We start from the raw sequence: 18,932 nt of genomic DNA, 5'->3' as shown, positions 1-18,932 counted from the left end.
GGCTTGCCGAGGGCGCGTCAGGAGCGGCGCGTTCCGGCCAATAAGAAGGAGTAGGCTCTTGCACATTCTGGTTCTGGGCGCCGCCGGCATGGTCGGCCGCAAATTCTGTGAACGGCTGTTGCGCGACGGCCGGCTCGGCAAGAGCGAGATCACGAAGCTGACCATGCACGACGTGGTCGAGCCCAAGAAGCCGGAGAAGGCCGGTTTTCCGGTCGAGACGGTGTCGGGCGATTTCGCCGTGCCGGGCGCGGCCGAAAAGCTGATCGCCGGACGCCCGGACGCGATCTTCCATCTTGCCGCGATCGTCTCGGGCGAGGCCGAACTCGATTTCGACAAGGGCTACCGCATCAATCTCGACGGCACGCGAATGCTGCTCGACGCGATCCGGCTCGTCGGCGGCGGCTACAAGCCGCGCGTGGTGTTCACGTCCTCGATCGCGGTGTTCGGTGCCCCGTTCCCGGACGCCATCGGCGACGAGTTCTTCCACACCCCGCTGCTCAGCTACGGCACCCAGAAGGCGATTGGCGAACTGCTGCTGGCCGACTATTCCCGCCGCGGCTTCCTTGACGGCATCGGCATCCGCCTGCCGACCATCTGCATTCGGCCCGGCCTGCCCAACAAGGCGGCATCGGGCTTCTTCTCCAACATCCTGCGTGAGCCGCTGGCCGGCAAGGAAGCGGTCCTCCCGGTGTCCGAGGACGTCCGCCACTGGCACGCCACGCCGCGTTCGGCTGTCGGCTTCCTGCTGCATGCCGGTACTATGGACCTCGCTGCCGTCGGCCCGCGCCGTAACCTGACCATGCCGGGCCTTTCGGCAACCGTCGGCGAGCAGATTGCCGCCTTGAAGCGCGTTGCCGGCGAAAAGGTCGCCGCCCGCATCAAGCGGGAGCCCGATCCCTTCATCGTCGGCATCGTCGGCGGCTGGCCGCGCAACTTCAACGCAAAGCGGTCGCTCGAGCTCGGCTTCACCACCGCCGAGAAGAATTTCGACGATATCATCCGCATTCACATCGAAGACGAGCTCGGCGGCAATTTCGTCGCCTGACGCAATCGATGAACAGCGTGGATCTGGTGATGGCGAGCGTTGCTTGCATCGGCGAATGCATGGTCGAGCTTCGGCAGGCCCAAGGAGGACACTCCGCGGGACAATCTGCCGGACAGTCCGCCGGGCAGGGCGGCGGTCTCTATTCGCGCGGCTTCGGCGGCGACACCCTCAACACCGCGGTCTATCTGGCGCGGCTCGAGGTCAAGGTCGACTATCTCACCGCGCTCGGCGACGATGCCTTGAGCGACGAGATGATCGCGGCCTGGACCGCGGAGGGCGTCGGCACGAGGCGCGTCGTGCGGTTGCCGGGCAAGCTACCCGGCCTCTACATGATCCAGACGGACGCGAAGGGCGAGCGCCAGTTCTTCCACTGGCGCGACAGTGCGGCCGCGCGCCAGCTGATGAGCCTGCCGGAGACGGACGAGCTGCTCAACTCGCTGATGAGCTACGACATCGTCTATCTCTCCGCGATCACGCTCTCGATCTACGATGCGGCCGGCCGCGAGCGCCTGTTCGCGGCGATCAAGCGCGCCCGCCTGCTCGGCACCCGCTTCGTGTTCGACACCAATTTTCGCGCGCGGGGATGGCCTGATCGCGATGTCGCCCGCGAGGCCTTTGCCACGGCGTTCGCGACCGCCGACATCGTGCTGACCTCGACCGAGGATCTGCTCGCGCTCTATCCCGGCGAGAGCCACGACCAGCTGATGGCGCGCATTCCTTCCCCCGAGCTGGTGTTCCGGCTCGCCGAGCCCGTCAGCCTGCTGCGTTTCCCGGGCGGGACGCGCGAGGTCCGTGCCGAACCAATGACCAAGCCCGTCGTTGACACCACGGCGGCCGGCGACAGTTTTGCCGCGGCCTATATCGCGGCCCGGCTCGCCGGTTCCGAGCCGGTCGAGGCGGCCCAGGCCGGCCATCGCCTCGCCAGCCTCGTGATCTGCTATCCCGGCGCCATCATTCCGGGCTATGCCATGCCGCCGAAGAAGCGGCACCGGCCGGCGACCACGCGTCAAGCGACCAAGTGAAAAGATCCAAGAGATGACCACGACTGCCCAACAGAACCACCTCGTCGCGCTGTTCAAGGCTGCGACCGTTATTCCCGTCCTCACCATCGAGCGGATCCAGGATGCTGTGCCGCTGGCGCAAGCGCTGGTCGCCGGCGGCATCCGCACTTTGGAGGTGACCCTGCGCACCTCCATTGCGATCGAAGCAGCGAGGGCGATCATGGCCGAGGTGCCCGAAGCGGTCGTCGGCATCGGCACGATTCTCAATCCGGCGGACTTCACCCGTGTCGAGAAGCTCGGCGTCGCGTTCGGCATCAGCCCGGGCCTGACCCCGGACCTGTTGAAGGCCGCCACTGACAGCTCGTTGCCGTTCGCGCCGGGCATTGCCACGGCATCCGAGCTGATGCTGGCGCTGTCCTACGGCTTCGACGTCGCAAAATTCTTCCCGGCCGAGCAGGCCGGCGGCATCAAGGGCCTGCGCGCGCTCGGTGGCCCGTTCCCGAACGTGCGGTTCTGCCCGACCGGCGGGGTCGGCGAGGCGAATGCCGCGACCTGGCTGGCGGAGCCCAACGTGGTCGCGGTCGGCGGCTCCTGGCTGTGCCCGACGGCGGAGATCAGGGCGGGGAACTGGGCCGGCATAACTGCCATCTGCCAGCGCACCCTCAAGGCCCTGAAAGGCGCGTGAAGTCTTGCCATCCCTGCGCTAAGACTTAGCTCAGGAAGAGACGCCAGGGAGAAAAGACCATGACCGCCAGCATCGTCGGATGGGCGCACACGCCGTTCGGCAAGTTCGACACCGAAACCGTCGAAAGCCTCGTCACCCGCGTGGCCAACGAGGCTCTGGCGGACGCCGGCATTTCGGCCTCCGACGTCGACGAGATCGTGCTCGGCCATTTCAACGCCGGCTTCTCGCCCCAGGATTTCACCGCCTCGCTGGTGCTCCAGGCCGACCCGAAGCTGCGGTTCAAGCCGGCCACCCGCGTCGAGAACGCCTGCGCCACGGGCTCTGCCGCGGTGCACCAGGGCCTGCGCGCGATCGCCGCAGGTGCGGCCAGGATCGTGCTCGTGGTCGGCGTCGAGCAGATGACGCGCACGCCGGGGCCGGAGATCGGCAAGAACCTGCTCAAGGCCTCCTATCTGCCGGAGGACGGCGACACCGTCGGCGGCTTTGCCGGCGTGTTCGGCAAGATCGCCAGCTCCTATTTCCAGAAATACGGCGACCAGTCCGATGCGCTGGCGCTGATCGCGGCCAAGAACCACAAGAACGGCGTCGCCAATCCCTTCGCCCAGATGCGCAAGGATTTTGGCTTCGAGTTCTGCCGCGCCGAGAGCGAGAAGAACCCTTACGTCGCCGGCCCCCTGAAGCGCACCGACTGCTCGCTGGTCTCCGACGGCGCCGCGGCGCTGGTCTTGGCCGACGCCGAGACCGCCAAGACCATGAGCAAGTCGATCGGCTTCCGCGCCACCGCGCATGCCCAGGACTTCCTGCCGATGTCCAAGCGCGACATCCTCCAGTTCGAGGGCTGCACGGTCGCCTGGCAGCGGGCGCTGGAGCAGGCGGGCGTTGCGCTCACCGATCTCTCCTTCGTCGAGACCCATGACTGCTTCACCGTCGCCGAGCTGATCGAATACGAAGCGATGGGCCTGACGCCGAAGGGGCAGGGCGCCCGCGCCATCAAGGAAGGCTGGACCCTCAAGGACGGCAAGCTGCCGGTCAATCCGTCCGGCGGGTTGAAGGCCAAGGGCCATCCGATCGGCGCCACCGGCGTCTCCATGCACGTGATGACCGCGATGCAGCTCGCCGGGCAAGCGCCCGAGGGCATGCAGCTCAAAAATGCAAAACTCGGCGGCATCTTCAACATGGGCGGCGCCGCGGTCGCCAACTACGTCTCCGTGCTGGAGCCACTGAAGTAAGGCTGTAGGGTGGGCAAAGGCGCGACGCGCCGTGCCCACCTTCGTTGTTGCGCTAGATCATGGTGGGCTGATCTGGTCTCCTTAAAGCTCTTGATTGATTTGCAGGGAATATATCATGAGCAATGGTTACGAAGACTCGCTGTCGATGGACGCACTCAACGATCGCATCGCGATCCTCGAGGACAATATCCGGCAGCTCATCGAGCAGGCCGCGGCCGCATCCGGCGAGCAGAACGAGTCGCGCATCGCCGACCGGATCAGCCAGCAGAACGAAGAACTCGACCGGCTCCTGAAGATCCGGGAATCCCGCGAGAAGAAATAGCGGCCGATATTGCCGTGCGGCGCATGCGGCCATACGCCGGCCGCCCTTGCGCGAGCGACACCGCTGCCGTTAGCTGGACCGAAATCGCGGGCCGCGCTTTGCGCCCGCGCAATCGGGAGCGAACCAATGGGGCCGCTGAAGGGCATCAAGGTCGTCGACATGACCACCGTGCTGATGGGGCCCTACGCGACCCAGATGCTCGGCGACTACGGTGCCGACGTGATCAAGGTGGAGTCGCTGGACGGCGACGTCACCCGCCTGATCGGCCCGATGCGCCACGCCGGCATGGGCCCGGTGTTTCTCAACACCAACCGCAGCAAGCGTTCGATCTGCCTCGATCTGAAGAAGCCTTCGGGGCGCGATGCCGTGCTGCGGCTGCTGAGGGATGCCGACGTTCTCGTCTACAACGTTCGCCCGCAGGCGATGGCGCGGCTTCAGCTCGGCTATGACGTCGTCTCCGCGATCAACCCGCGCCTCGTCTATGCCGGTGTGTTCGGCTTCGGCCAGGACGGGCCCTATGCCACCAAGCCCGCTTATGACGATCTGATCCAGGGCGCCACCGCGCTCCCCGCCTTGATGGCGCAGACCGGTGACGGCACCCCGCGCTATGTACCGAACGCGCTTGTCGACCGCATCGTCGGCCTCACCGCCGTCGGCGCGATCTGCGCCAGCCTCGTGCATCGCGACCACACCGGGCGCGGCCAGCGCGTCGACATCCCGATGTTCGAGACCATGGCCGGCTTCGTCATGGGCGACCACATGGGCGGGCTCACCTTTGAGCCGCCGCTCGACAAGGGCGGCTATGCCCGCCACCTCTCGCGCGACCGCAGGCCCTACAAGACCTCGGACGGCTATCTCAGCGTCATCGTCTACAACGACAAGCAGTGGGAAAATTTCTTCAAGGCCACGGGCCGCGACGATCTGCGCGCCGACCCCAAATTCGCGACCTTCGCCGGCCGCGCCGGCAATATCGACGTCGTCTATGCCGAGCTCGCCCGCATCTTCGAGACGCGCACGACAGCCGAATGGATCGACCTGCTGACCAAGGCCGACGTGCCGGTCATGCCGATGCACGACCTCGCCTCGATGCTGCACGACGAGCATCTGGAGGCGACCAATTTCTTCCCGGTCGTGAACCATCCGACGGAAGGACCGATCCGCAGCATGAAGGTGACGGCGAGCTGGTCGGAGACCGAGGCCGAGCCTATCAGGCTTGCGCCGCGTCTCAACGAGCACGGCGCGGAGATACTGAGCGAGATCGGTTATTCCGCGGACGAGATCGCCGCCTTGGTACGCGACGGCGTGACGCGATCCGCGCCGGAATAGGGGTAGCGATGACGACAACTCTCTCATCCGTCATTCCGGGGCGCGCCCATCAGGGGCGCGAGCCCGGAATCCATTTATCCTCCAAGCATGCCGTACGATGGATTCCGGGCTCGCGACTTCGTCGCGCCCCGGAATGACGAGGAGGAGAGAGCATGAGCTTCATCACCGGCGTCGGCCTCACGCCGTTCGGCAAGCACGAAGGCTCATCCTCGCTCGACCTGATGAGCAGGGCCGCGCAAGCCGCGCTGGACGATGCCGGGCTGAAGCGTGCTGAGATCGACGGCGTCCTCTGCGGCTACTCCACCGTGTCGCCGCACATCATGCTGGCGACCGTCTTCGCCGAGCATTTCGGCATCCGCCCGAGCTACGCCCATGCCGTGCAGGTCGGCGGCGCAACCGGGCTGGCGATGACGATGCTCGCCCATCATCTCGTCGAAGCAGGCGTCGCGCGCAATGTGCTCGTCGTCGCCGGCGAGAACCGCCTCACCGGACAGAGCCGCGATGCCTCGATCCAGGCGCTGGCGCAGGTCGGCCATCCCGATTACGAGGTGCCGCTGGGCCCGACCATTCCCGCCTATTACGGCCTCGTTGCCAGCAGGTACATGCACGAATATGGCGTGACCGAAGAGGACCTTGCCGAATTCGCGGTGCTGATGCGCGTCCACGCCTGCACCCATCCCGGCGCGCAATTCCGCGATCCCATCACGGTTGCCGACGTCATGGCCTCGAAGCCGGTCGCGATGCCGCTCAAGCTGCTCGATTGCTGCCCGGTGTCGGACGGCGGTGCGGCCTTCGTCATCAGCCGCGAGCGGACGGGCGGGGCCGGTGTGCGCATCCGCGGCTGCGCCCAGGCCCATACCCATCAGCATGTCACGGCTGCGCCCGGCTTAAGCGAGCTCGGCGCCGAGATCTCGATCGCGCGCGCCAGGGAGGCCACCGGCCTTGCGATCTCCGACGTGCGCTACGCGGCGATCTACGACAGTTTTACCATTACCCTCGCGATGCTGCTGGAAGACCTCGGCCTCGCCGGCCGCGGTGAGGCGGCTGCCCGCGTGCGATCAGGCCATTTCGGCCGCGACGGCGCGATGCCGCTCAACACCCATGGCGGTCTGCTCAGCTACGGCCATTGCGGCGTCGGCGGCGCGATGGCGCATCTGGTCGAGGCGCATTTGCAGATGACGGGGCGGGCGGCGAACCGCCAGGTGCGCGATGCCTCGATCGCACTCTTGCACGGCGACGGCGGCGTGCTGTCGTCCCATGTCAGCATGTTCCTGGAGCGGGTGCGATGAGTGGGCGAATCGCGGACTGGACCAAAGGCGAGGAGGCCATCACCTACCAGGCCTGTGATTCATGCGGCCATGTGCAGTATTTCCACCGCGCCTTCTGCGCGGCCTGCGGTGCGTCCGACCCGCGCGAGCAGCGCGCCAACGGGAAGGGCAGGGTCTATGCGACCTCGCTGGTCTGCCGCGCCGCGACGCCCGAGACGCGCGCGCACGTGCCCTACAACATCCTGCTGGTCGATTGCGCCGAGGGTTTTCGCATGATGGCCCATGGCGAGAACGACCTCGCCATCGGCGACGAGGTCGATGCGGGCTTCAAGCCGTTCGCCGGAAAGCTCGTGCCGTTCTTCACCAGGAGCAAGTAGCGCGGGATTTCGTCATTCGGGGGCGGTCCGAAAGACCGAGCCTGGAACGGGTATTCTGAGCCTGGCCTGTGCGAGGGCCACCCCGGAACGACGAAAACTCTTACAACGCTTACAACTCTTACTAGCGCCCGTAGAACAAGATGCTGGCGATGACGAGCATCGCCGTCACCGCCAGCATATGCGCGAGCGCTCCCGAGGCCGCCCCCTTGGTGGCTTCCTTCATGCCTTTTCTCCCTAGACTTGGGCGTGACTCATCGTTGCGCGGCTAGCGCACCCGACGGCCAATCGTTTTTTACTCGGAACACCCCTTGCGAGTATCCACCGCGATTTGTCCCCACGCGGCGAATACCGACTGTGCCAAGGTCGATCAGCAATGCGGCGGGATTTTGACTCGATAATGTTGCTCTTGCGGTCGCGCAGCACAGGGTTTGCGGAAACTTTATTCAACCGCGAAAAGTTTCACCGGACCTTCTTGGGAGCATTCGCGGGAGATTTGGTCGTGGCCATCGATCTGGCATTCGAAGACTCCATCAGCGCATCCCTGATGTTGTTGAGGTGACGCGTCATGGCGAGGCTCGCCTTGCGCGGGTTCCTCGCTTGAACGGCTTCGAAGATGGCCTCGTGATCCCTGCGCCACATCGGGCGGTAATTCTCCATGCGCATATGGTTGTGAATTTCCTGCCAGATGCCGGACTCGGTTTGCGCGCGCCACAAGGAGTCGCTGATCGACACCAGCGTGCCGTTCCCCGTCGCTTCGGCCAGCACCATGTGGAAACGGTGGTCCGACGTGTCGGCCTCGCGTCCCTGCGCATGTTCCCAGCGCATCATGGCGAGCGCTTCGGCGAGCTGCGCGAAGGTGGCTTCGGTGCCGCGCTGCGCCGCGATCGCCGCGATCTGCGGCTCAATGAGCTGGCGCGCTTCCAGATTCTCGAACGGCCCGAAACCTTCGAGCGCATGCACGTCAGGCGCTTCCTGACGACTGATCACATAGACGCCGCTGTTGCTGCGCACCTTCAGCATGCCGGCCATCGCCAGCGACAGGATGGCCTCGCGCACCGTCGGCCGCGACACGCCAAAGGTCTTCGCGAGATCGCGCTCGGCCGGCAGGCGCTGGCCGATCCGGTAATTCGCCTGGATCATCGCAGCAATGCGCCGGGCGACGATCTCGAAGCTGCGTTCAGGCTTGGACGGGGGATCGTGCAACATCTTCGTGCTCATCAGCTCTTTATTTGAGTTTGACAAGCTGCCGCACGAAAGCCAAGCTGGTCAGACCAATTTGGACTGACCAGTTTCGCGCGACCGGGGTTGGGAATGCTCCGTCGGTGGGACGATGGAGGCTGCGCGCGTGTTCGACAGCAAGCCCAATTCAGCCGAGGCGCGCGACATCGCGTTCCATCTGCACTCGCAGACCAACCCACAGCGTCACGCAGAAATCGGACCGCTGATCATGGCACGCGGCGAGGGCGTCCATGTCTATGACGCGAGCGGAAAGCGTTATCTGGAAGCGATGGCCGGGCTCTGGTGCACCTCGCTCGGCTTTTCCGAGAAGCGCCTCAAGGCGGCAGCAGCGGCGGCCTACGACAAGTTCGGCTTCTATCACAGTTTCAATCACAAGACGCCTGACAACACGATCGACCTCGCCGAGAAGCTGGTCGAAATCTCGCCGATCCCGGATGCGCAGGCTTATTTCGCCACCTCCGGCTCGGAAGCCACCGAGACGATGGTGAAGCTCGCCTGGGTGTATCACGCGGTTCATGGCAAGCCCGGGAAGCGGAAGATCATCGCTCGCGACCGCGGTTTCCATGGCTCGACGATAGTTGCGGCTTCGATGTGCGGCCTGCCGCGGATGCACCGTGAATTCGGCCTCCCGCTCGACGGTTTCCTGCACACGCATTGCCCGGATGCTTATCGCGGCACCAGGCCGGGCGAGAGCGAGGCGGCATTCGTCGATCGCCTCGCCGCCGATCTCGAAGCGCTGATCATGGCCGAGGGGCCCGACACGATCGCAGCCTTCATCGCCGAGCCGATCAACGCCGGCGGCGGCATCGTCGTGCCGCCGAAGGGATACTTCGCTGCGATCGAGACGGTGCTGCGCCGTCACGACATCCTGGTGCTTGGCGACGAGGTGGTCTGCGGCTTCGGCCGCACCGGCAACTGGTTCGGCTGCGAGACGGTCGGCATGAAGCCGGACATGGTGGCGCTCGCCAAGGGCATCACCTCGTCCTACTTCCCGATGTCCGCCGTGTTGCTGGGACGTCCGATCCGGGATGCACTCAGCGAGATGAACAAGGGCGGCGAGCTGTTCGGCCACGGTTTCACCAATTCCGGGCACCCGGTCGGCGCGGCCATCGCGCTCGAGACATTGAAGATCTATCACGAGATGGATGTGGTGCCGCATGTCCGCCGCATGGGCGGCCGGCTCCGCGCCGGGCTGGAGCAGATCGCGCGGGATTCGCGCATCGTCGGCCAGATGCGGGGCGAGGGTTTGATGATCGGGGTCGAACTGGTCGCCGACCCCGCGACACGGCAGGCCTTCGATCCCGTGCTGAAGGTCGGCGCGATGTTCGACGCCCTCGCGATCGAGAATGGCCTGATCATCCGCGCGATGGGTGACACGATCGGGTTCTGTCCGCCGCTGATCATTGACGAGGCCGGAATCGACGAGGCGCTCGACCTTTTCGGGCGGACCTTGTTCAGCGCCGAAGCGAAGCTTGCCGAGACACGTCCATCTGCGTAACCCGTTGAGGAGACCATAGCATGCGCCGTCGAGACCTGCTCCGATCCACCCTGGGCGCCGGTCTCGGCGTCGCCTTGGGCTCGACTTTGCCGATGCCGCGGCTGGCCCGCGCGCAAGCCTCGCGCGTGCTGCGCTTCGTGCCGCAGGCCGATGCCGCAATTCTCGATCCGATGATCACCACCGGTCTGGTCAACCGGAACCACGGCTTCCTGATCTGGGACACTCTCTACGGCGTCGATGAAAAATTCGAGGTTCAGCCGCAGATGGTCGCCGGCCATACCGTCGAGAACGACGGCAAGCTCTGGACGATGACGTTACGGGATGGCTTGAAATTCCATGACGGTGAGCCCGTGCGCGGACGCGACGTGGTGGCGAGCCTGAAACGCTGGGCCTCGCGCGATGCTTTCGGCAATTCGCTCTTCAACCTGGTCGACGAAGTCTCGGCACCGGATGACAAGACCGTGCGATGGCGTCTCAAGTCGCCGTTTCCGCTGCTGCCGTTAGCGCTCGGCAAAGTGGGCGCCATCGTCGCCTTCATCATGCCGGAACGTCTTGCGCAGACGGACAGCGTCACGCCGGTCAAGGAGCTGATCGGCTCCGGTCCGTTCAAGTTCCAGGCCGATCAGCACGTGCCCGGCGCGCGTCTGGTCTACACGCGCTTCGACGGCTATGTGCCGCGACCCGAGGGGACGCCGAGCCTGCTCGCCGGTCCGAAGATCGCGCATTTCGACCGGGTCGAGTGGCAGGTCATCCCGGACCCCGCGACGGCGGCGGCCGCGCTTCAGCAGGGCGAGATCGACTGGTGGGATCAGCCCATCGTCGACTTGTTGCCGAAGCTAAAGGGCAACAAGGCGCTGAATGTCGAGCTGCTCGACCCGATCGGCAATGTCGGCGTGCTGCGTTTCAACCACACGCAGCCGCCCTTCGACAACCCGGCCATCCGCCGCGCGGTGCTCTCCGCCATCAGCCAGAAGGAATTCATGTCCGCGGTCGCGGGAGAGGACAGCAGTCTCTGGCGGGACAAGATCGGCTTCTTCGCGCCCGGCGGCAACATGGCGAACGATGCCGGCATGGAAGCGCTGACCGGCCCCCGCGACGTCGCCGCCGCGGCCAAGGCGATCAAGGACGCCGGCTACAAGGGCGAGAAAGTGCTGCTGATGGCGCCGGGCGATTTCCCTGTCATCGGGCAGATGAGCGAAGTCGCGGCCGATCTGTTCCGCAAGCTCGGTTTCAATCTCGACTACGCGGCGATGGACTGGGGCTCGATGCTGCGGCGCATGGGCAACCGCGAGACGCCGGACAAGGGCGGATACAGCGCCTTCTGCACCTATTCCGCGGGTGTCACGCAGCTGAATCCTTCGGCGCATAACTTCATCCGCGGCAGCGGTGACAAGGCAACCTTCGGCTGGGCGAAGAGCGAGAAGCTGGAACAGCTGCGGGATGCCTGGTTCGCCGCGCCCGATGCCGCCGCGCAGGCCAGGATTGGCGTCGAGATGCAGAAGCAGTGCTTTATCGATGTTCCCTACGTTCCGCTTGGTGTCTTCTATCAGCCGACCGCTTACAAGAAGAGCCTGACGGGCATGCTCAAGGGCCTGCCGTTGTTCTGGAACGTGCGCGGCGCCTGAAGAAGGATTTTCGATGCTTCCGATCACCGGCTATGCGGACCGCTGGAGCGTGCGCTCCGGCGACGACATCAACTTCATGATCGCGGTCAAGGGCGGCGGTCGCTACTCGGCGCGGATCGCGCGCGTCATCTGTGGTGACCCGAACCCGAAGGGGCCCGGTTATCGCGAGATTCCGGTCAAGTGGGATCTCGAAGGCCAGCACGACGGGATCGAGCAGACCATCGCAAAGGGCTCATGGGTCGATGTATCAGCGCTGGCGTTGCCGGCAGGTCCGATCGCCTTTGCCGCGACGGTCTGGCCAACCCTGCTCGCCGCGGGCAAGCGGGCCGTGCTGAACTGGGCGGGCGCCGGCGGCTCGCTGACGCTCGGCGTCGGCGAAAGCGGCGCTTTCGCCCGGCTTGTCACCGGGCAGGACACCGTCGAGGTCGAGACCGGCGTCGCGCTCACCGAGCGGGCGTGGCACGATATCGCGTGCCTGTTCGACCCGGCGACCGGATCGCTGGCGATCGCACAGGCCCCCCGCAAGATCAGGCTCGACCGCGACGAGCGCGCGACGAAAATGCTGAGCGCGCCGAAGGCTGCGCTCGCCGGCATGGGGGCGGCGGCGATCGCGGCGGAGCGCGGAAGCCGGGGCGCAGTCCACCATTTCAACGGCAAGATCGAACAGCCGCGCATCACCAATGGCGGTGCGGGCCTTGACGGCGTCATCGCCGCGCAAGGCTCCGGAGCTGCGGCCCCGGCCATCGCCGAATGGGATTTTTCCATCGGCATTCCGACCGACATTGCGACCGATATCGGTCCTTCCAACGCGCACGGCGTTTGCATCAACCTGCCGACGCGCGCGATGACGGGATCGCGCTGGACAGGCGGCGTGACGCATCGCTGGACGGAGGAGCCGAAGCTCTGGGGCGCGATCCATTTCCACGACGACGATATCGGTGATTCCGGCTGGCAGCCGTCGCTGAGCTTCACCGTGCCGGAAGACTGGAAGAGCGGCGTCTATGCGCTGCACCTGGAAAAGGAGGGAGCGCGCGACAACATCGTCTTCTATGTCCGCGCCAGGATACCGGGATCGCAGGCCAAGGTGGCCTTTCTCGCCCCGACCTTCAGTTACACGGTCTATAGCCAGTTTCAGAAGAAGGGCAGGCAAGCCCTGATCACGGAGCGGTCGCTGGCCTGGGGCGCGCTGGCGCAGGCGCCGGACGGCCATCCCGAATACGGCGTCTCGCCCTACAACTTCCATTCGGACGGCAGCGGCGTGGTGATGTCGACCATGCGCCGGCCCCTGATCGACAAGCGCGTGAACCAGATCCATCTAGTCGATCCCAGCGATGACGGTTCCGGCCTGTACTGGATCTCCGCCGACAGCGCCATCACCGATCTTCTGACCCGCAAGGGCATCGACTTCGAAGTCATCACCGATCACGACGTTCATGCCGAAGGCGTCGGGCTGCTGTCGCAATACAGCGTCGTGCTCACCGGCCAGCATCCGGAATATCACACGCACGAGACGCTCGACGCGCTCAGTGCCTATCTCGGCAATGGCGGCCGCTTCATGTATCTTGGCGGCAACGGCTTCTACTGGAAAGTCGTGCCGCACGCGACGGGCCCCTGGGCTTTCGAATTGCGACGCGCCGAGGGCGGCATCCGTCTCTGGGAAACGCTGCCCGGCGAGAGCTATCATGCCTTCGACGGCTCCTATGGCGGCCTCTGGCGACGGCTCGGCCGCCCGCCGCAGGCGCTGGTCGGCGTCGGCTTCAGTACGCAAGGGGAGTACATGGGTTTCCCCTACACCTTCCTCGACGGCATTCTCGATTCGCGCGTCGCATTCATGCGCGAGGGTATCGAGGATCTGGCAAGGCCGGGCGCCAAGCTTGGCGAGCGCGGCTTCATGGGCGGGGGCGCCGCCGGCCACGAGCTCGATCGCGCCGACACGCGGCTCGGCACGCCGCATCATGCGATCATCATCGGCCGGGCCGTGCTTACCGATCCGACCTATCAGCCGGTCAACGAGGAGCGCTACGACCATACCTGGCCGGCGTCGCGCGAGGAGATCATCCGTTCGGACCTGACCTTCTTCGAGACGCCGAAAGGCGGCGCAGTCTTTTCCGTCGGCTCGATGAATTTCATCGGTGCGTTGCCGGTTGACGGCTACCACAACGTGGCGGCCCTGTTGGTGACCAATATCGTCCGCCGCTTCGCTGATTCCACGCCGTTCCAGGCGCCGAAAGCGTCGACTGCGTAGCAATGACGCGATATGCGATGATGTTGCGCTTGCGTCAGCGCAAGATTAGTCTTGGGAACTCCTAAAAACGACAACAAGACCAAGACCCAAGGTGACTGATGGCCCGTATCAACTACAGCGACCCGTCCAAGGCGTCCGACCGCACCCGCGAAATCCTCGACAAGAACCGCCACGCCAACATCTTCCGGATGATGTCGCATTCGCCGAGCTATTTTGAGCAGTACTGCCGGCTCGGCGGGGCTATCCGCCACAAGGGCGAGCTCGATCCGGTCGTGCGCGAGCTTGCGATCACGCGCACCGGCATCTTGTGCGAGGCGCCTTACGAGATCGTCGCGCACAAGCGCATCGGCAAGAATGTTGGCGTCACCGACGAGCAGAACGAGGCGCTGGAGAACTGGCAGGCGGCGTCCTGCTTCAATGAAGTGCAGCGCGCCGCGCTCGCCTTCACCGACGAGATCGTCAAGCTGAACAAGCCGACGGACGCGACCTTCAAGGCGATCGCATCGAAGCTGACGCCGGCCGCGCTGGTCGAGCTCCAGCTCTCGGTCGGCTTCTACATCATGACGTCGAAATTCCTGGAGACGTTCGAGATCGATCTTCAGCCTGTCACGGAAGTGGTGGGCTGATCCAAAGCCGCGGCGAGGGATGCCGATGACGATCGATGAATATGCGGCCTGGGCCGCAAGCGTTGCGAAAGTCGACGAGCATCCGTCGAACGAGCGGCTGTCCTATCTCGGGCTTGGCCTCGCCGGTGAATCGGGCGAGGTCGCCGATCACATCAAGAAGCTGCTGCGCGATGACTGGCTCGACAAGGCGGGTCTCGTCGAAGAGCTCGGCGATGTCATCTACTACTGGGCCTGCCTGTGCGCCGCGACCGGCCAGCAGCCATCCGAATTGCTCAAGGCCAGCGCCGCCAAGATCAGGCGGCGGATCAGCGAGGCGGCAAGCCGATAAGCCATACCGGCGTCGCTCAAGTCGACGTCAGGATGTCCACCTTGGCATTGGCGACGATCAGGCGGTCGGCGAGCAGCTGCGCGAGGTTGCGCATGATGCGCTCGGAGGCCCGCGGATGCTGCTCGCGGAAGCGCTCGAAATCCTTCAGCGGGGCTTCGAAGGCCGTCGCCGCCATGTCCGCGAACACGTCGGCGGAACGGGTCTGCTCCAGCAGGGCCATCTCGCCGAACGCCATGCCGGCGGTCAGCGTCGCCAGCCGCACGCCGTCGGGCAGCGTGACATGCACCGCGCCGCTGCGCAGGAAGAACAGGGCGTCGGCAGGATCGCCTGTCGTGAGGATCTTTGCGCCGGACTGATAGGTCCTGATCGTGCAGATCGCGCCAAGCTCCTTTAGCTCGTCTGCGCTCAGTCCGTCGAGCAGCGGCTGCTCGGCAAGCTCGGTGGTCTCGTGGAAATCGATCGAGCCGCCATGGCGGTAGACGATCTGGTCTTCGGCCCATTCGATCGCGGTGTCGAGCAGGTAGAAGTCGCGGACGTTCTTCAGCTCCGCGGTCCACTCCCGCAAGCTGTTCCACTCCTTGGAGGCACGCCTGACGCCTGATAGCACCACCGTGACATTCAACGCGGCGAGCTCCTCGAAAGCCTCGGCCACGAGCCGCGCGCCGGCGCGCGTGGTGGAGGTGACGCGGTGGAGGTCGAAGATCACGAATTGCGGCCGTGGCCGCCCCGCGAGCCGCCGCGACACGTAGTCGACCGCCGACAGCGACAGCGTGCCGACCAGCTCGATGATCCGCACCTCCTGCTCATGCGCCGCCAGAATCTCGCGCTCCTGCAGACGGCGGACGCGGCGGGACGGGCTCTTGCCGATGTCGTAGTCGGCGATGACGGCGTTGCGCGCGTCGTCGCTGCGGTTGAGCATGTGCAGGTCGTAATGCGAGGACAGCGCCTTGCAGACCTTGATGCCGCGCACGCTGTTGCCGTGCTTGTCGAGCTTCGGCGAATAGCTGCCGAGCCCGAGCCGGGCGGGGAGGGCCGCCAGAATGCCGCCGCCGACGCCGCTCTTGGCGGGGATGCCGATGCGGTAGATCCATTCGCCGGCATAGTCGTACATGCCCGAGGACGTCATCACCGACAGCGTGCGCGAGATCGCGTAAGCGCTCATCACCTGCTCGCCGGTCACCGGATTGATGCCGCGATTGGCGAGCGTTGCCGCCATCACCGCGATGTCGCGCGCCGTGACCAGCACCGCGCATTGCCGGAAATAGACGTCCAGTACGGCGGCGACATTGTCCGAGATTACCGCATTGGTCTTCAGGAGATAGCCGATGGCGCGGTTGCGGTCGCCGGTCTGGCTTTCGGAGGTGTAGACGGCCTCGTCCACGGCGAGATCACGTCCCGCAAAACGGCTGAGCGCGAGGCGGATCTGCTCGAAGGCCTCCGCGCCCTTGCTGTCGTAGATCAATCCGGTGCAGGCGATCGCGCCGGCATTGACCATCGGGTTGAACGGGTGATTGTCGGAATTGAGCCGGATCGAGTTAAAGGGATCGCCCGACGGCTCGACGCCGATCGCGCTCTCGACACGGCCGGCGCCCAGAAGATCCAGCGCCAGCGCGAACACGAACGGCTTCGACATCGACTGGATGGTGAAGGGCACCCTGGAGTCGCCGACCTCGTAGACATGGCCGTCGAGCGTGGCGAGGCTGATGCCAAAATAGGCAGGGTCGGCCTTGCCGAGCTCGGGAATGTAGTCGGCAACGGCGCCGGACGTTTCGGCGGAGAATTCGTTGAGGCATGTGTCGAGAAACCGCAGCAAAGGCGGCTTCGAGCGGGTCCAGGCTGAGGCGGGCGGCGGCGTCATCGCCCCCTTGTGCAACGCAATCAGGGCACGCGCAACCCGTCCGGGACCATGGTCTGGCGCCGGACCAGCAGCAGGGCGAGCAAAACCGTGGGCCCGAGGATCGCGAGGCCCAGCAGCGTCACCTGCATCTGCGACAACGGCATGATCCCGCCGCCGGGCGTCGCGATGACGAATCCACCGATCACCAGCAGGACGCGGATCGGCCACTCCAGCATCCCGGCGCCGCGCAAGTCGCCGACGTATGCCTGGTAGCCCTGGATGCCGCCGCAGATGAAGACGATGCCGAAGCAGGCAAGCCCGGTCAGCCCGAACGCCTCCAAGTACGGATTGCTGCCCTGAAGCAGCAGCGCCGGATTGAGCACGAAGAAGAACGGGATGAAATAGATGATGCTGCCGACCCACATCGATTCCCAGCCCGTCTTCATCGCGGGCGCACCGGCGATGCCGGCGGCCGCGAAGGAGGCGATCGCCACCGGCGGCGTGATCGAAGACAGCATGCCCCAGTAGAAGATGAACATGTGCACGGCCATCTTGTTCAGTCCGAGCTTCTCCAGCGCCGGCGCCACCAGAATGGCCAGGAAGATGTAGCAGGAGGTCGTGGTCAGCCCGAGCCCGAGGATCAGGCTGGTGATGGCGCACATGATGAGCAGCAGGAACGCATCGCCCCCGGCGATGCTGAGCAGATCGTTGGCAAGGCTCGAGATCACGCCGGTCAGCGAGAAGGCGCCGATCAGCAGGCCGCAGCCGGCGAGGATCGCGATCAGCTCGACGAAGGTCTTGCCGTTCAGTTCGAGGAAGTGCAGCCAGCGCGCGCCGCCCCAGTTCTTGCCGGGAAAGAACTCGTTCAACGCGGCCAGCAGGCACATGCCCCACAGCGCGGCGTTGAGCACGCCGAACCAGAACATGGCGGCCGTTGCCGCGATCGAGCCGGCGAGCACGAGCGTGTTGCCCAGCTTCCACGGCGCCGGGCCCGACCATTGATGCAGGATCACGAGCAGCACGGAGGCATAGAACGGTGCATGGCTCTCGCGCTTGAAGTAGAGCAGCATCACCACGAGGACGACGATCACGAACAGATAATACCAGCCCTCTTTGAAAGCGTCCCAGAAGCGCGGCAGCTCGGCGCGGGGCAGGCCTTTCAGCTTGTGGCGCGCGGCATAGGCGTCGACCTGGGCGAACAGGCCCACATAATAGAGGATCGAGGGGATGGTCGCGGCGAGCGCGACGTCGGCATAGCCCGTGTTCATGAACTGCGCCATCACGAACGCGGTGGCGCCCAGCACCGGCGGCGCCAGCACCGCGCCGGTCGAGGCGCAGGCCTCGATCGCACCGGAATAGGACGGCGTGAAGCCGGTCTTCTTCATCGCGGGGATCGTCATCGTGCCGGCGGTCAGCACGTTGGAGACGATGCTGCCGCCGACGGTGCCGAGCAGGCCGGAGGCGAACACGCAGACCTTTGCCGCGCCGCCGCGGAACGTGCCGCACATCGCAAAGGCGATGTTGATGAAGAATTTGCCCGCGCCCGTCATCATCAGCGCGGTGCCGAACACGAGGAAGCCGATCACGGTGTCGGCAAACGCCTGGATGGGAATGCCGAGCAGGCTCTCGCCGGAGAGCATGTGATAGGACGTGGTCTGTTGCAGCGTCGATTGCGTGCCGCGGAACGGCCCGAGCCAGGATGAATCCGCAAACAGCGGGTAGAGGGTGAAGGGCAGCACGCTGAGCAGCAGGCTCCAGCCGCCGGTGCGGCGCAGCGCCTCCATCAGGACGAACCACATCACGAGCCCGGCGGCGATGACGTTGCTCGGCGCGCCGTCAAACTCCCAGCCGAATTGCGCGGCTTTGCGGATGTTGAGCATCAGCCAGATCGCCGAGCCGAAGGTCGCCGCGAACAGCAGGAGGTCGTACCAGGGGATGCGGTCGAGCGGTGCCTTCTCCGATCCCGGAAAGATCAGGAAGGTGAACGGCAGCATCAGGGCGATCAGCAGATAAAAATATTCGGTGTTGAGCTGTGTGTAGTCGACAAAGAAGCGCAGCGAGAATTGCTGGTTGACGCAGAGAAGAATGGTGGCCGCCGTGGCTGCCATCAGCACCCAGCGCCACGTGCCCTTCAAGGTGCGGACGCGCGTGACCTCGGCTTCCTGCAGATCGGCGGCGGCGCCAAGATGCGGATCCTCGAATTCAACCTTCTTCGCCGGCGCTGCCGCAGTCTCTGACATCGGCGCTCTCCCTCAACGTATGTGCGGCAGGCTGGTTTGGC

At 65.3% G+C, this 18,932-nt stretch carries 16 protein-coding genes; 13 read left to right on the top strand and 3 right to left on the bottom strand.

The features are described from left to right. Nucleotides 1-58: 58 nt before the first annotated feature. The 8 genes from denD (at nucleotide 59) to A3M7_RS0106170 (ending at nucleotide 7,253) form a co-directional block, all read left to right on the top strand. Nucleotides 59-1,045, top strand: a complete 987-nt coding sequence (gene denD / locus A3M7_RS0106205; protein ID WP_027543146.1) for a D-erythronate dehydrogenase — start codon at nucleotides 59-61, stop codon at nucleotides 1,043-1,045. 29 nt (nucleotides 1,046-1,074) lie between these two features. Then, a complete protein-coding gene (locus A3M7_RS0106200; RefSeq protein WP_027543145.1) occupies nucleotides 1,075-2,067 on the top strand; it encodes a sugar kinase in 993 nt (330 codons plus the stop codon). 13 nt (nucleotides 2,068-2,080) lie between these two features. Further along, the gene (gene eda / locus A3M7_RS0106195) at nucleotides 2,081-2,731 is read left to right on the top strand and encodes a bifunctional 4-hydroxy-2-oxoglutarate aldolase/2-dehydro-3-deoxy-phosphogluconate aldolase (RefSeq protein ID WP_027543144.1); all 651 of its coding nucleotides are present in this window, start codon (nucleotides 2,081-2,083) and stop codon (nucleotides 2,729-2,731) included. Nucleotides 2,732-2,790: 59 nt separating this feature from the next. Further along, on the top strand, nucleotides 2,791-3,960 hold the full coding sequence (locus tag A3M7_RS0106190) for an acetyl-CoA acetyltransferase (RefSeq protein ID WP_027543143.1): 1,170 nt from the start codon (nucleotides 2,791-2,793) through the stop codon (nucleotides 3,958-3,960). Nucleotides 3,961-4,075: 115 nt separating this feature from the next. Continuing rightward, nucleotides 4,076-4,282 (top strand): hypothetical protein, encoded by a 207-nt coding sequence (locus A3M7_RS0106185; protein ID WP_027543142.1) that lies wholly within the window; start codon nucleotides 4,076-4,078, stop codon nucleotides 4,280-4,282. Between the two features lie 126 nt (nucleotides 4,283-4,408). Beyond that, nucleotides 4,409-5,608 (top strand): CaiB/BaiF CoA-transferase family protein, encoded by a 1,200-nt coding sequence (locus A3M7_RS0106180; RefSeq protein ID WP_027543141.1) that lies wholly within the window; start codon nucleotides 4,409-4,411, stop codon nucleotides 5,606-5,608. Nucleotides 5,609-5,760: 152 nt separating this feature from the next. Then, nucleotides 5,761-6,897, top strand: coding sequence for a thiolase family protein (locus tag A3M7_RS0106175; protein WP_027543140.1), 1,137 nt, complete (start codon nucleotides 5,761-5,763; stop codon nucleotides 6,895-6,897). Further along, a complete protein-coding gene (locus A3M7_RS0106170; RefSeq protein ID WP_027543139.1) occupies nucleotides 6,894-7,253 on the top strand; it encodes a Zn-ribbon domain-containing OB-fold protein in 360 nt (119 codons plus the stop codon). Before A3M7_RS0106175 ends, A3M7_RS0106170 begins: the two co-directional genes overlap by 4 nt. A gap of 459 nt (nucleotides 7,254-7,712) precedes the next feature. Here A3M7_RS0106170 and A3M7_RS0106160 read toward each other — a convergent pair whose 3' ends face one another. Next, the gene (locus tag A3M7_RS0106160) at nucleotides 7,713-8,471 is read right to left on the bottom strand and encodes a FadR/GntR family transcriptional regulator (RefSeq protein ID WP_027543138.1); all 759 of its coding nucleotides are present in this window, start codon (nucleotides 8,469-8,471) and stop codon (nucleotides 7,713-7,715) included. Nucleotides 8,472-8,598: 127 nt separating this feature from the next. On the opposite strand from A3M7_RS0106160, the gene A3M7_RS0106155 reads away from it, so the two are divergent. The 5 genes from A3M7_RS0106155 (at nucleotide 8,599) to A3M7_RS0106135 (ending at nucleotide 14,814) form a co-directional block, all read left to right on the top strand. Then, a complete protein-coding gene (locus A3M7_RS0106155) occupies nucleotides 8,599-9,990 on the top strand; it encodes an aspartate aminotransferase family protein (RefSeq protein WP_371089997.1) in 1,392 nt (463 codons plus the stop codon). Nucleotides 9,991-10,010: 20 nt separating this feature from the next. Continuing rightward, nucleotides 10,011-11,615: an ABC transporter substrate-binding protein gene (locus A3M7_RS0106150; protein WP_027543136.1), complete on the top strand. Its 1,605-nt coding sequence runs from the start codon at nucleotides 10,011-10,013 to the stop codon at nucleotides 11,613-11,615. Between the two features lie 13 nt (nucleotides 11,616-11,628). Continuing rightward, a complete protein-coding gene (locus tag A3M7_RS0106145) occupies nucleotides 11,629-13,860 on the top strand; it encodes a N,N-dimethylformamidase beta subunit family domain-containing protein (RefSeq protein ID WP_027543135.1) in 2,232 nt (743 codons plus the stop codon). Nucleotides 13,861-13,958: 98 nt separating this feature from the next. Further along, entirely contained in the window at nucleotides 13,959-14,486 is a 528-nt protein-coding gene (locus A3M7_RS0106140; RefSeq protein WP_011086710.1) for a carboxymuconolactone decarboxylase family protein, read from the top strand. A 25-nt stretch (nucleotides 14,487-14,511) separates the two neighbouring features. Continuing rightward, nucleotides 14,512-14,814 (top strand): nucleoside triphosphate pyrophosphohydrolase family protein, encoded by a 303-nt coding sequence (locus tag A3M7_RS0106135; RefSeq protein ID WP_027543134.1) that lies wholly within the window; start codon nucleotides 14,512-14,514, stop codon nucleotides 14,812-14,814. A gap of 16 nt (nucleotides 14,815-14,830) precedes the next feature. Here A3M7_RS0106135 and glsA read toward each other — a convergent pair whose 3' ends face one another. Further along, entirely contained in the window at nucleotides 14,831-16,672 is a 1,842-nt protein-coding gene (gene glsA, locus A3M7_RS0106130; protein ID WP_027543133.1) for a glutaminase A, read from the bottom strand. Between the two features lie 20 nt (nucleotides 16,673-16,692). Further along, on the bottom strand, nucleotides 16,693-18,891 hold the full coding sequence (locus tag A3M7_RS0106125) for a TRAP transporter permease (protein ID WP_027543132.1): 2,199 nt from the start codon (nucleotides 18,889-18,891) through the stop codon (nucleotides 16,693-16,695). Nucleotides 18,892-18,932: the final 41 nt, after the last annotated feature.

Source organism: Bradyrhizobium sp. WSM2254 (assembly GCF_000472645.1).
Taxonomy (GTDB): domain Bacteria; phylum Pseudomonadota; class Alphaproteobacteria; order Rhizobiales; family Xanthobacteraceae; genus Bradyrhizobium; species Bradyrhizobium niftali.
The sequence above is the reverse complement of the archived record's forward strand: the minus strand, read 5'-3'. Positions and strand labels throughout refer to the sequence as shown.